The sequence below is a fragment of the Leeuwenhoekiella aequorea genome (assembly GCF_004104375.1).
Lineage (GTDB): Bacteria > Bacteroidota > Bacteroidia > Flavobacteriales > Flavobacteriaceae > Leeuwenhoekiella > Leeuwenhoekiella aequorea.
The window spans coordinates 38,849-52,219 of the sequence record NZ_QOVM01000004.1; the positions used below are offsets into that span (position 1 = coordinate 38,849).

Consider the following 13,371-nt stretch of genomic DNA (forward strand, 5'->3'; position numbering starts at 1 on the left):
ATATGAGGGTATATTTTCAAACTTTAAATCCTGATCTAAATTTCCTAATGCTATATATTGCTATTTTATATTAGTTAACTTTTACCTTACCCGTTACCACACTATTGATTAAGCTGCTCTTGTACTCTTTAAGTTTCTCAATTTCTTGCTGTTTTAAACTTATGGCAGTTTCTATTTTTTGAGAAGCAGATTCGTATTGACAAAGAATTTCTTTTTGCTCTCTTATGGGCGGAATGATTACAAAAAGTTGAGAGTACTTGTCCGCTCCAATATTTTCGATAGTCGCTTTTATAAAAATGCTATCCTTCCATTTATTAAATAATTCAGAATTAGTGTATAAATAAAGAAAGTCGCTTAAAATAATTTCTTCATTTGCCTCAGCTTTTATTAGATAGCCCGCAAAGCAATAATATTTTTCAACAGACATTGATTTTTTGAATTGGTAAGTCTTTCCTACTGTTGCTCCACTTCTAGCAAACAAAATATCGCCATCCTTTAGTAAATAATCCCCACCATTATTCCAAGAAAGAGAAAGTTTATTCTCTTCACCTAATTTACCATCCTTCCCAAAATCAGTGATTCTCACATAACGAGGCAGATTTATATCGTATTGAACACCACTTTCATTCGCTCCATATTTCAATTTCTCATTTAAAATATACTTAAGCTTTTTCACCTCCCAATGCTCCGGGATCTTGCCTATCCACTCCACACCGCTATCTTTCAATTTCACAGTATCATCTAAACCGCGGGTAACTGCTTTGTGTATGAGTATTTGTTTACGCTCCTGAAGCAGCTTAATCTGTTGCTCTTTTAAAGCAACCGCAGCATCTATTTTTTGGGTCTTATCATCAAGAAATTGAGCAATAGCAGTTTGTTCTTGAAGTGGAGGCACAAAGGTTTTAAATGCAAAAAAATTATCTTTAGATATTGTATTTCTTAAACCAGTGTATAAAGGTTTCATCCTTTTATCTGCATCTAAATTCAAATAGAAGTAATACAAAAAGCTTCTGTCAAAATTTTCATTGGTCTCCATTACCGTATAAGCACCTGTAATCATTCCATCATAATCTGATAATCCAACACAACGAGGTGTTTCTTCAACATCAAATAAACAAAAAACAAAGTCTCCCTTTTTTACCTCTTGATATGTATCAAACTCCGCTGGAAATTTTCCTCCACCTTCCAGATTTCTAATTACGATTCCTCTTAAAGTCAAAGACAATAAGTCGTATTCATTTGATTTTTTACCAACTTGAATTTTCTTCAAATCGAAAATGAACTTATTTGATAATGCTTCCCAATGCTCAGGAATTTTCCCCAGCCACTCCACACCCGATTCTTTATAATGCTCATAGCGTTTTGTTGTCTCAGCCAGCCTGTTCTTTGTTTGTGGTATTTCCATTAGGCCAGATTTAAAATTTCAGCAATTAAACCATCGCTTTGTTTTTCTAACTCTAGAATGTCGTGAGTAACGTCTTCAATATTACGTAAAGGTGTATGCTTGTAGAAGTATTTATTAAAACTTATCTCATAGCCTATTTTAGTAGCATCCAGATTGATCCAGGCTTCGGGTACGTGCGGTTTTACTTCTCTTAAAAAGTAAGCGTGTATGGCTTCTTTAAGCGGTACATTTTCCGTATCGCGCAGGTTGGTTTCGGTCTCGTAGGTGAGGTATTCTCCGGGTTTTAATGGCTTCTCGGTTCTCAACTGCGCTCGAACTGACATTGCTGCTTCTTTTTCTAAACTGGCTTGAGAATAATAACCAAAGTCTGCGAGATCTTCTTCTTTACAGCTTAAATGGGTTAAGAGGGTATTGAGTTTGTCACCGGTAAGTTTTTCTTTTTTCCTAATAACCTTTTCAGCATTGGCATCGTATGCACTCACCGCCCCGTAAATGGTTTTTTTCTTCGTAGCACTGGGTTTTAGCTTTAACTCTTTAAAGATTTTATCTGCTTCTTTAGTAAAAACATTAAAGTCCATGTACTCCTGCTCGCCCAATGAGTCGTACAATTTTTGCGCCAATTGAACGAGTTCGTGGTTTTTGGCCCAGGTAGCCGGGCTTAGGAGTTTCTTTTTGTTCTTGCTGGTAAGATCTAATTCGTATTCTTCACACCAGGCAATTATATTTTTTTCGAGCGAAGCCAAATCAGTATAAACCCTATCTCCATAAGTGGTATACGCATACTGCATCGGTTCTTCCAGATACTTTTCAAAACGCAAAGTTTCGATCTTATCGAGTGTCATTTGCGTCTTTAATCGCTGTGGGCGTTCTATACTTACTTTATAATAGCCAAAGTCTGCATTATCAAACACCTGCGCTTCTGCCTGTTCTGCATTCGGCACTTCAGCACGCTGCACTGACATACGCATGTACACATCAACAATTTCTGCTATATGCTCGGGTGCAAACTCACAGTTTTTATTCCCCAGGTTTTTCCGCAGTTTACGGTATAATTGCCCGGCATCTATAAGCTGTACTTTTCCTTTTCGGTTGGCGGTTTTGTTGTTGCTTAATAACCAGATGTAGGTCGTAATCCCCGTGTTGTAAAACAGGTTGTTGGGCATTTGCACAATACACTCCAGCAAGTCGTTCTCAATAATATAGCGGCGAATATTGCTCTCACCTCCACCGGCATCACCTGTAAACAGGCTGCTCCCGTTATGTACCGAAGCAATACGGGAACCTGCGGGACTCTGATGCAGAGGTTTCATTTTGTTTACCATTTCCATCAAAAACAGCAACTGCCCGTCACTGCTTCTTGGTGTGGCATCTGCTTCTTCTTCGTTGCCCCAGTAATCGTTAAGCACTACTTTAAAACGGGGATCTATAATCTCTTTCCCATCTTTGATATATTTAGTCTCACTACTCCACGATTTACCATACGGCGGATTAGACAACATATAGTCAAACGCAGTACCGGCAAACTCATCTACAGACAAGGTAGAACCCACGCGAATGTTCTCGGGGTTATTCCCCTTTATCATCATATCACTCTTGCAAATGGCGTAAGTCTCGTCATTGATTTCCTTCCCGTAGAGGTACACATCGCCCAAAGCTTTTATAGCACCTACCTCATCCTTGATAAAATTCTGAGATTCGGTGAGCATCCCACCACTTCCACAAGCAGGATCGTAAATGGTCATTACGGGCGGCAGATTCTCTTTTACCGGCTCAAAAACCAAATGCGTCATCAACTCAATTACCTCACGGGGTGTAAAGTGTTCCCCGGCCTCCTCGTTATTCTCCTCATTAAATTTCCTGATGAGTTCTTCAAAAACATATCCCATTCCCAGGTTGGTAAGGGCAGGTAGTTTTCGGCCTTCGGGATCGGGTTTTTCGTTTGGAGTAAGATTGATATACGGTGAAGTAAATTTTTCCAGCACATCTAGCAATACGTCCTTATTGGCCATATGACTGATTTGCCTTTTGAGATTAAACTTGTCTATAATTTCTTTTACATTACTGCTGAAACCCGCCAGGTATTCTTCAAAATTTGCCTGAAGCAACTGCTGACTGTTTGTTGCCGTATCGTGCAGCCGTTGCAACGTCCATTTACTGGTATTGTAAAACACATAGCCTGAAGCATCCTGCAAACCCCCGCCTTCAAACTCTACAAACTCCATTTCCTCTTTTTGAAACCGAACTTCTTCCAAAACGGCATCTTTTGTGGTTTCGAGCAGCGCATCGAGTCGGCGCAAAACCACCATAGGTAAGATTACGTCACGGTATTTACCGCGCACATAGACATCACGCAGGCAGTCGTCTGCAATAGACCATATAAACGAAACGAGTTTATTGTGTACTTGTTGATTCATTAAAAGTGTAGGTTAATTGTATTGTTTGGGAAGATAGGGTTTATACAAAATATTAAACCTTTCTTTTCTTCAATTATTTTAAAATCCTGAGCCCTCATTTTTTTAACAAATGCATTTTCTACATTTTCCGCATCTTGAAAACACCTTTCCTCTTCTAAAGTTTCTTGAATCCTATTAAAAAATGTGTATTGCCAGCTCCTACTCGATAATTATCACCTCTTTCAGATGAAAAACAATTGATATAAAATTATTCATCTCCAAAAACACTATCCCAAGACATAGAGTCTTCATCAAAATCCTCATCGTGCCGATCTGGGAACATATGGTCTAGTTCTGCTTCTGCGTTGTAAAAACTCTCCTCCTCCTTAAAGTTTTTAATATTTCTTTTTAGAGCTTCTAATTCTTGCCATCTGCGTTGGGCTTCTCCTGAATATTCAAAATGGTTTAGACGTTCCTCCAAATCATAAATCTGTTCGTGGTCGTCATTTCCCTTATCAAACTCTTCTTTTATTTCTTCAAAACGAGCTTTTAGTTCGTTGAAATTATCAGATCTAAATGTTCTCATCTATTTAACGGTTTAATTACTTCTCTAAAATATTCCAAGATCATTACCAACGCCAGCGTATCGAGTTCGCAATAACGCAGGAGTCCGTTTTCGATTTCTAGACCCCCGCGTTTGGACACATCTTCAAGTTGTAATTTTCCGTAAGCGATAAGGGCTACTCCCCCATCGCTAATGCCTTCAATATTGGTAACTGCCCGATCCAAACTTTCGGCACTCTTTTCATATTTGACAAAATCGCAACATGATACCTATTTCAATATAAAATCTTTAATAATCTTATCCATATTTGAGGGTAATCCTGCATTTTTGATACTATGTCTCTTAACTCCCATCTCATCAAACCAATCTTTCCAGTAATATTTAATTACATCTTCTTCATACGAATTTTTAGGATCAGGGTTTATACCTAAAACAAGTACCTCTAGATTATCTAAACCTGAGATTGCAGGAATAAAACCAAACTCTTTTTCCACGATAATGTCTCCCCAGTCTGCTTTAACTAAACCATTGCCCCTTATTGTTTGTGGCGTTAAATACGTAGTCTTATTACCTTCTAATCGCCTGGTATCTTTATGATAGATATATCCATCAGTTAAGATAATCAAGATATTTCTATAGCCGTCCTCAATACAATAGTCTTTAACTTTACTATTAAAAAATTTCCATGTATCTGATCCTACGTATTGATCATCTTCTATTGCTAGGTTATAAATTTCTAATGGCCTTGTAGCATATACCTCTTTAATATTATCTAAGAGTTGTATACTAGCATTAGTGCGAATTACAGCGTATTTTAGATCGCTTGAAATACTATTTATGCTAGGATTTTGTGGCTCTGGATCAAAAAAAACCTGAATGCGATCATTCATTTCTCGTACGCGCTTTGTTCTTAAGTGTTGATCAAATGCTTCGGCTACAGATTTGATATAAGCTACATCTCTCTTATAATAATCCATGGTTTCATTAGGAAATTTACTTGGACTTATACGATCAGAAAGATCCAAAAGAAAACTAATGTTAAGATTTTCTGTTCCTTTTTTCTTGGTATCAACTTGTGCATCTTCACTTGATGATCTTCTATTATCCGATTCTTTACTTTTACCACAGGAGCTAATTAAAATTACACTCAACATTGCAAAGAATAGTATATAAGACCTCTTGTTTTGCTTATTAATTCTCATAGATCAAATTTTGAAATTCGGCATTTTTAAGACTTAAATTTTCTATATGCTGCTTAGCAACAATCTCACACGCATCACGTAATTCATCAATCTGTTTAATAGGAAACTGTAATTCTGAATTTATTGCCTGATACCATCCTTCAACGTATTGATAATGATAATGTAAGTACTCTTTAACAGGAAAGATAAATCCGTCTATTTTTGATTGTAATTCATCTATAGAACCTTTAATAACTGTAATTTCTTGTACTATTTCGTCTATCTGTATGTTTAAAGACTCTTTTTTTAAAATTGCATTTTTAATTTCTTCATTTTTGCCTTTAATAAATAATTTTATTTTGTCTACATTTTCGTGTTCTTTCATAACAAAGTCAAAAACGAGACCCCAAATAACGTATACTACAAAACCGGCAAAAATAATTCCCCAAAAATTTACGCTCTCAATTGCTATTTGAGGTGTAAAAGATTCTCCCAAAACAGCATCAAATTGAAAAATCTTCTTTTCAATCAAATAAGCTAAAATAATATCAAAAATAAAGGTGAGAATAAACAGCAGACCAAGTTTTAAGAATGCTTGCCACCCTTTTATTTTTTGAAACATATGTACTAGATAACCTAATCCCATAAATACAAAAGGTATTGTACCTACAAACACAGCTTCTAACCAACCATCATTAATTGCCTTTCCAAGTGCATCAGCATCAAAAATTGCCGCTGTTAAACTACCAGTCTCAAAATCTTTAAAGAAACCTGAGTAAGACGCCGATATATAAAATACAAATAAGTAAATAGTAATGGGCAAAAGAAGAATTAAACCAATATAGAATTGAGCTTTAGGTCTTTTATCTGAATCTATACCGTACTTATCTGGATGTTGTTTAACATCGACGATTTCAAATTTATAAGTATCTATATTTTTTTCTAAATCCCTTAATTGCTCTTCGTAAATACTGCGAGCAGTTTCTCTTTTTTTAAACTCTGTTCTTTTTCTTTCTTGTTCCTCCACGTATGGCTGTTTTAATCTCTTCTGCTCATTTAATTGTTTACGACAAAGATTCTCAAATGAATTAAAAAGGTTATTTAAAGAGATTCCTAGAGTTATTGCATTTCCACTGGCTTTTTTAGATGCTCCATAGCCACTTTGATAATAGGTTATTCTATCCTGCTCACGTGCCTCATCAATATTTTCTTCTACTTTATGTTCAATGAGAGTCGTCTTAAGTTTGAATAAATTTTTCATAACTAAGAGTTTATGGTTTTTATTAGCTCCTCCTTAGAAACTTTATTCTTTGCTGACTCTAGTAAATAGTCTGCTAGTTCTGTAATGTTTTCATCTAAAAATTCAAACCTTCTACAGTATTTTTTTAAAGTTATATACTCATCCTCTGTCACCTTATTATCTGCCCAGATCATAACAGCTAAATCATAAAGGTATTCTACACGCACGTCCAAAGATTCAGGGATAGCCGAGTTGTGAGAAGGATTTAAAAGCACTTCATTAAGCTGGTCCTTTGTAAACCCACGTTCTTCAGCAAATTTGTAAAGCATTTGCATTTCTAAGACGTTAAAATTATCATCAGCGAAAGCCATTTGATATAATCTTAAAAAATGACTTTTTAGTTCGGCATTAATAACCATAAAATTATTTATTTAATTGTTCGACATTCAAATAAAAGACTTCATAGAACAAGTTTTTTACAGATTTCCTCATTTAAGCCAGATATATATTTTTCAAACTACCTACAAGTCAATTTCTCAGTACCTATTAAAAGAATTATTTTATAGTATTATCGACGAGGATAACTGTAGTGTGTATAAAATTTAAAAAAATGAGTCTTCGAGATTTTAGATCTAATTTTAATTATTGATTCAAAAGTAAAAATGGATACCGCCACTTTGTGACGTACATAATTTATTAGTATTGTTCTAAAGCTTCCTGAAGCATAATTTTAACCTCTTCACGTAACTCTTTTGGTTCAAGTACTTCAGTAAAACAGTGCATTTTTAATATTTGAATTTTCAATTCATAATTAGGAATAAGCCGATAGGTTACAATACCATGTTCCTGACCATGTTTCCAATCAATAGTTTGAGAACTGTGTAATGGCAGGCTGCGTAAATATTTCAGGTGCTTGTGATAAACTTTCAGTTTAATATATTTAATTTTTCCATCACCTTCATTAAAGTTAAGACCAATAATATTATGGAAGTTATTAAGCTGGTCCTCAAAGTCTTTATACTTTACAGTTTTTCCGTTGGTAATTGTCAAATCTTTAAGTCGGTCGATACCAAAAGTGCGTATTTCATTCATTTTAAACGGAACCCCTATCACATACCAGCGGTTTAAATATTCTTTAATCTTGAGAGGGGTTATAGTATATTCTTTCTCGCTTTCCTCCCAATAATTTATATGCTTAAATTGAATATTTTGCTTTTGCTGAATAGCATTAATTATAATTTTCAAAAGATCAATTCCTTTGAAAATTGAAGAATCGTCCAACTCAACAATATCTGAAAACTTACGCAAGTCTGTTTTACCATCCTGAAGTAACTGGCCTACGTTGGCAAATTCAACCAATTTTAAAAACTCGTAGGTTTCATTAAGAGCACTATCATCTATTGTATATCCTTGAAGTGAACGATTATAATCAATTTGTATAAAAAATTCATTACGAATGGCAGCTATATCCCGCTCTAGTGTTCTCTTAGATTTGGGATTAGAATCTACATCAGGATACAAACGCTTCATTATATCGGCCTGACTAATACCTTCATTATTTTTTATTAAACTAACAATTTTGCCCAATCGGGATAGTTTATCGTAGGTGCTCATCTTATAAATTTTAATAAAAATACTATTTATACCGACATAAAATGACGGTATTCTTTTTTAATTTTATTGAAAATAAGAACTATGAATACTAAGATGAAATTGCTGCTTCAAGACCGAAAAGTGAAATTAAAACTCTTGAAAGCACAACTTAAAACAAGTAAAGATTTAATATGTGAGATAAAAGCTATTTCAATCTCTTTTCAAAAATACGAGCAGGCAGTAATCGAATGGGAAATAGAAAAAATTTTAGGACAGTCTTTAGAAAGCATTGATGAACTACTTAAAAATAAAGATTAATTAAACATTTCATTTTTGACTTGTTCATAATAACGTGTGCTTACTGGGATATGTTTTTCTCCTACTATCAAGTCCCTACCTTTCAAACCAGATACGTGATTTACATTTACGATAAATGATCTGTGAACACGCATAAATGAATTTGGAGGTAGCGTATTTTCTAGTTTTTTAAGAGATAGGTAACTCAAAATCTTCCGGTTTTTTAGATAAAACATGACATATTCACTTTCACTTTCTACATATAGAATATCTGAGAGTTTTACTTTGTTTAAATCATATCCAGATTTAATAGTTATAAAATCTGTTTCTTCAGAAGTTTTAGACATTTCCATTCTATTAACAGCATCAACAAATCGCTCAAACCGAATTGGTTTAAGTAAATAATCGAGTGCCTTTAATTCAAAACCCTCAATTGCATAGTCTGAATACGCAGTTGTAAATATAACCTGTGTTGAAGCAGGAAGTAATTTTGCGAAATCTGTACCACGTATTTCTGGCATCTGTATATCAAGAAACACCAGATCCACTTTTTCGTTTTTTATTATAGGAAGAGCATCAAGTGCATTTTCAAAAGAGCCTTTTATTTTGAGATAACTCAGTTTAGCAACGTAAGTAGCCAATAGCGTGCGAGCAAGCTCCTCATCATCAATTATAATACAACTAATTGTTTTCATGCACTTCAATATTTAATTGTACTGAATAACTAGAATTTGCAGCCTTAATGTTCAGCTCGTGGGTATTAGGATATAAAATTTTTAGCCGCTTCTTGACATTTACTAATCCTATACCGCCTACGCTATCTTTTTGTTTAGGTGATTTAGGAAGGCTATTTTCAACTTTAAAATTGATCTTATTTGATTCTGATTTAATTCCTATAACTATATAAGAACCCGCTCGAGCTTCAATATTTCCGTGCTTAAATGCATTTTCAATAAACGGTATCAAAATCATCGGTGCAATTTTTAAAGTGTGATTTTGAATATTTACATCCAGTTTAATATCAAATTCCTGACTACTTTTAAGTGTAAAAAGCCTAATGTAATCCTTAATATACGCAATCTCTTTTTCTAAGAACACTTCAGGTTGCTCACATTCATAAAGTACATAACGCAACATATTTGAAAGATCCAGAATGCTTTCAGATGTTTTTGAAGATTGCATTATAGACATTGAATAAATATTGTTCAGTGCATTAAATAAAAAGTGCGGATTAATTTGGGACTTAAGGAGTTTTAGTTCCGTTTGAAGACTCTCGTTTTTCCGTTTTATTGTTTCCTTTTCCTTCTCGTTAACATAAATAAATAACTCGATACTGGTAGCAATGCTATAGGCTATTGCAATCATTAAACTATGTATAAAAAATTGAGATGGTGGCTCATGAAATTGAGGAAATCCCCCACGTCCAGGTGGTGGTGGCATTCTGTCTAAATTGGGGGCTACCACTACTATACTTGACAAGTAAGCTGTAAGCAATAAAATACCCACTGTTATGCCGAAGAATAGGAAGTATTTTTTTTTGAATAATACTTTAGGAGCTATCACGTAAACCAATAGCGAGAGTACCACAATTTGCATTATGTAGGCAGGTAAATTCTCTCTTAAAAAAGGGGGTGCTTTATCCTCTCCCTGCCACATAACAAGCCATACCACACCCCATAAAATTAACTGAGCAATGAGTCTAGTTATCTTCTTCATAGAACAAATAAAGCGAAATAATATTTAATCGGTCTTAAGAATTTGCTACGTTACCAACGTCTATAGGCTATTTCACTTAATGCCATGTCGCTCTCACTTAAAACTACTATTCATTGACAGATAGTTGTGGTAGCCGAATTTAATATATAAAATAACGATTTTAAAGATGCAAAATTGAGAAGCTGCAATTCTAAAATCCACTTGCAAAAACTCATTTAAAATGTCATTCTGAATCTTTCTTCAGAAATTAAAATTAAGGCCGTAGAAGTTTACTTTGGATTTAACTGAAAAATATAAAATGCAAATGCTGGGAAGTGTTATAAAAATACTTTGACAGTTTTTTATAGGGAGGAGTGTGATCGAATAAAGAAAATGAAATACTGTATAAATTTTAATGGAATGGATCTACAAACAAAGGGATCATCACGGTAAAAACTTAGAAATTAATAGAGCTAATTTCTAAGTGTACTTATTATTTTAATTACTTCCTTCACTTTGGTTTCAATACCCTGATAATCGTAAGTACCGTCAGAAGATTTCCCAATTAATTGAGAACCCAATCCTACACAAGTAACCCCCACATCAAACCAGGATTTTAAATTTTCTGAAGTTGGCGTCACTCCACCGGTAGGCATAATTGAGGTCCAGGGTTGCGGGCCTCTTACTGCCTTAACAAATTCAGGTCCATAGATAGATCCCGGGAATAACTTAATTATCTCACAGCCTAAGGCTTCGGCATCATTAATTTCCTTTAATGAGCCACATCCTGGCAACCATAATACTTTACGCCTATTACAAACATCTGCTATATCCTCCCGCAATGCCGGAGTTACAATAAAATCTGCTCCCATTTGCATATACAATGATGCAGCTGCCCCGTCCGTAATTGATCCTACTCCCAAATACATATCTGGATAATTAGACTTTATAAACTTTGATACTTCATTAAATACTTCATGAGCAAAATTTCCTCTCGCGGTAAATTCTAGCAAACGAGCTCCTCCCGAATAACAGGCGGTAATTAATTTTTTACAATTTTCTATATTCTCATCATAGAATAACGGCACAAAACCATTAGATTTTAAAGCCAAAGCTACTTCGATGCGTGTATGAGTACTCATTAGTTTATAAATTTAGCGTTGAACATCTCCACCGCCAGTTGTTAATTTTTCTACTTCGTTAACGCTAACTCGATTTAAATCGCCTGGTATGGTATGCTTTAATACACAAGCTGCAGTGGCAAAATTAATAGCTTCCTGAGCTGGTAATTCATTTAAACCATAAATCAATCCTCCCATAAAAGCATCTCCACTACCTACGCGGTCAACTACATAAGATACTTCGTAACTTTTTGATGTAAATAATTGCGCTCCGTCAAATAGAATCCCTCCGATGCGCTGATGAGATGTATTAATCGAATTACGCAAGCTGGTTGCAACGTAATCGAGATTCGAGCAATGCTCAAATAAGGGCTTGTATAAATTTGCAAGTTCGTTAGTTGCTGTATAGTCTGGATTCACCTTTTCCTTTCCGAGCATAAAATATGCTGTATCGATATCTCCCAAAATTACCGTACTGTATGCTAGTAATTCTGACATAACTTCACTTGGTGATTTTCCGTATTGCCAAAGTTTAGATCTATAATTAAGATCACAAGATATTTTGACACCCATTGACTTAGCGACTTTAATAGCTTCTAAGGTTACATCTGCAGCAGTTTGAGATAATGCAGGAGTTACCCCGCTCCAATGAAACCAATCTGCATTTTTAAAAATTGTCTGCCAATCAAAGGTGTTAGTTTCAACAGTTGCCAAAGCACTATTAGCCCTATCATAAACAACACTACTAGCACGAAGTCCTGCGCCTTGTTCTAAAAAGTAAACACCTAAACGATCACCTCCAAATAAAATATGATCTGCGTTTACTTGAAATCTATTAACTTCTTCTAGAGCACTTTTACCTAAATCATTATTAGGCAAGCGCGTAACAAATTGTGCATTTAACCCGTAATTAGCGAGTGATACTGCTACATTAAATTCGCCTCCCCCATAAGTTAAACCTAAAGAACGCGCCTGACCAAACCGTTCATTGTTTTGTGTGGCCAGGCGCATCATAAGTTCTCCAAAAGTCACTATCTTTTTCATAAGACGACTTTAATATTTTAAGTTTAGATTCTAAAGTTCTGTTTTTATTTTAAAAAACAGGCATTAAATACCTAAAGCTTGACCACCTCCAATTTGAATTGTCTCTGCAGTTATAAACGCAGCTCCATCACCAGCAAGAAATGCAACTACTGATGCTACATCTTCTGGTTGACCTAATCTACCTAATAATATATTATTCTTCCAGGAAGCAAATACCTCTGGTTTAGTCATTTTTATTTGAGCGTGGAAAGGTGTATCAATTGTTCCTGGAGATACCGCATTTACGCGAATTCCATACTCAGCAAGATCTTTTGCTAATGCTCTAGTAATCGCGTGTACACCAGCTTTTGAAGTGCCATAAATACCTGCTCCAGGTCCTCCTGCATTCCAAGCTGCATTAGATGTATAGTTTATAATAGAAGCGTTATCTCCTTTTTTCAGGTAAGGTATTGCAGCTCTTGAAGCAAAAAATACAGAGTCAAGGTTAAGGGCCATAACAGATCTATAAAATTCTGTAGTCATTTCTTCGAACCTTGATCTACCACCTAATCCACCGGCATTGTTGACTAAAACATCTATTTTTCCATATTTTTCACCAATTGCTTTTATATTAGAAGCAACAGCATCTTCGCTAGTAACATCAAAACCGTAATAAGCAGCATTAATTCCTAATGCTTTTAGTTCTTCAATACGTTCTGAACCTGCTTCATCATCTATACCATTTAACACCACTATAAACCCATCTTCACCTAACTTTTTTGCTACGGCAAATCCTATTCCACCTGTGGCTCCTGTAACTACTGCAACTTTTTCTTTTAAACTCATCTTTATTAAAAT

14 protein-coding genes are annotated in these 13,371 nt (G+C 34.9%); 1 reads left to right on the top strand and 13 read right to left on the bottom strand.

Annotation, left to right across the window (positions count from 1 at the left end; translation table 11 throughout):
* Positions 1-70: 70 nt before the first annotated feature.
* The 8 genes from DSM00_RS09805 to DSM00_RS09840 all read right to left on the bottom strand — a co-directional run bounded on the left by DSM00_RS09805 (position 71) and on the right by DSM00_RS09840 (position 8,398).
* Positions 71-1,405, bottom strand: a complete 1,335-nt coding sequence (locus tag DSM00_RS09805) for a restriction endonuclease subunit S (protein ID WP_128757837.1) — start codon at positions 1,403-1,405, stop codon at positions 71-73.
* Positions 1,405-3,819 carry a type I restriction-modification system subunit M gene (locus DSM00_RS09810; protein WP_128757838.1) on the bottom strand — a complete coding sequence of 805 codons (2,415 nt, stop codon included), beginning with the start codon at positions 3,817-3,819 and terminating at the stop codon, positions 1,405-1,407. Before DSM00_RS09810 ends, DSM00_RS09805 begins: the two co-directional genes overlap by 1 nt.
* A gap of 247 nt (positions 3,820-4,066) precedes the next feature.
* Positions 4,067-4,384, bottom strand: coding sequence for a hypothetical protein (locus DSM00_RS09815; RefSeq protein ID WP_128757839.1), 318 nt, complete (start codon positions 4,382-4,384; stop codon positions 4,067-4,069).
* Positions 4,381-4,587 (bottom strand): hypothetical protein, encoded by a 207-nt coding sequence (locus DSM00_RS09820; protein WP_206633800.1) that lies wholly within the window; start codon positions 4,585-4,587, stop codon positions 4,381-4,383. The genes DSM00_RS09815 and DSM00_RS09820 overlap by 4 nt, the downstream gene beginning before the upstream one ends.
* A gap of 45 nt (positions 4,588-4,632) precedes the next feature.
* The gene (locus DSM00_RS09825) at positions 4,633-5,565 is read right to left on the bottom strand and encodes a hypothetical protein (protein ID WP_128757840.1); all 933 of its coding nucleotides are present in this window, start codon (positions 5,563-5,565) and stop codon (positions 4,633-4,635) included.
* Positions 5,555-6,805, bottom strand: a complete 1,251-nt coding sequence (locus DSM00_RS09830) for a BAR domain-containing protein (RefSeq protein WP_164916318.1) — start codon at positions 6,803-6,805, stop codon at positions 5,555-5,557. Before DSM00_RS09830 ends, DSM00_RS09825 begins: the two co-directional genes overlap by 11 nt.
* A 2-nt stretch (positions 6,806-6,807) precedes the next feature.
* Positions 6,808-7,155, bottom strand: a complete 348-nt coding sequence (locus DSM00_RS09835; protein WP_241652389.1) for a hypothetical protein — start codon at positions 7,153-7,155, stop codon at positions 6,808-6,810.
* Between the two features lie 325 nt (positions 7,156-7,480).
* Positions 7,481-8,398, bottom strand: coding sequence for a helix-turn-helix transcriptional regulator (locus DSM00_RS09840; protein WP_128757842.1), 918 nt, complete (start codon positions 8,396-8,398; stop codon positions 7,481-7,483).
* 81 nt (positions 8,399-8,479) lie between these two features.
* Between DSM00_RS09840 and DSM00_RS09845 the strand changes: the two genes are divergently transcribed.
* Complete coding sequence (locus DSM00_RS09845) at positions 8,480-8,695, top strand: hypothetical protein (protein ID WP_128757843.1); 216 nt, start codon at positions 8,480-8,482, stop codon at positions 8,693-8,695.
* Here DSM00_RS09845 and DSM00_RS09850 read toward each other — a convergent pair.
* From DSM00_RS09850 to DSM00_RS09870, 5 genes are all read right to left on the bottom strand, one after another.
* Complete coding sequence (locus tag DSM00_RS09850) at positions 8,692-9,369, bottom strand: LytR/AlgR family response regulator transcription factor (protein WP_128757844.1); 678 nt, start codon at positions 9,367-9,369, stop codon at positions 8,692-8,694. The genes DSM00_RS09845 and DSM00_RS09850 overlap by 4 nt on opposite strands.
* Complete coding sequence (locus tag DSM00_RS09855) at positions 9,356-10,390, bottom strand: sensor histidine kinase (protein WP_128757845.1); 1,035 nt, start codon at positions 10,388-10,390, stop codon at positions 9,356-9,358. Before DSM00_RS09855 ends, DSM00_RS09850 begins: the two co-directional genes overlap by 14 nt.
* Before the next feature lie 452 nt (positions 10,391-10,842).
* Complete coding sequence (locus DSM00_RS09860; RefSeq protein WP_128757846.1) at positions 10,843-11,511, bottom strand: bifunctional 4-hydroxy-2-oxoglutarate aldolase/2-dehydro-3-deoxy-phosphogluconate aldolase; 669 nt, start codon at positions 11,509-11,511, stop codon at positions 10,843-10,845.
* Positions 11,512-11,523: 12 nt separating this feature from the next.
* Positions 11,524-12,534 carry a sugar kinase gene (locus DSM00_RS09865; protein ID WP_128757847.1) on the bottom strand — a complete coding sequence of 337 codons (1,011 nt, stop codon included), beginning with the start codon at positions 12,532-12,534 and terminating at the stop codon, positions 11,524-11,526.
* 63 nt (positions 12,535-12,597) lie between these two features.
* The gene (locus DSM00_RS09870) at positions 12,598-13,359 is read right to left on the bottom strand and encodes an SDR family NAD(P)-dependent oxidoreductase (protein WP_128757848.1); all 762 of its coding nucleotides are present in this window, start codon (positions 13,357-13,359) and stop codon (positions 12,598-12,600) included.
* Positions 13,360-13,371: the final 12 nt, after the last annotated feature.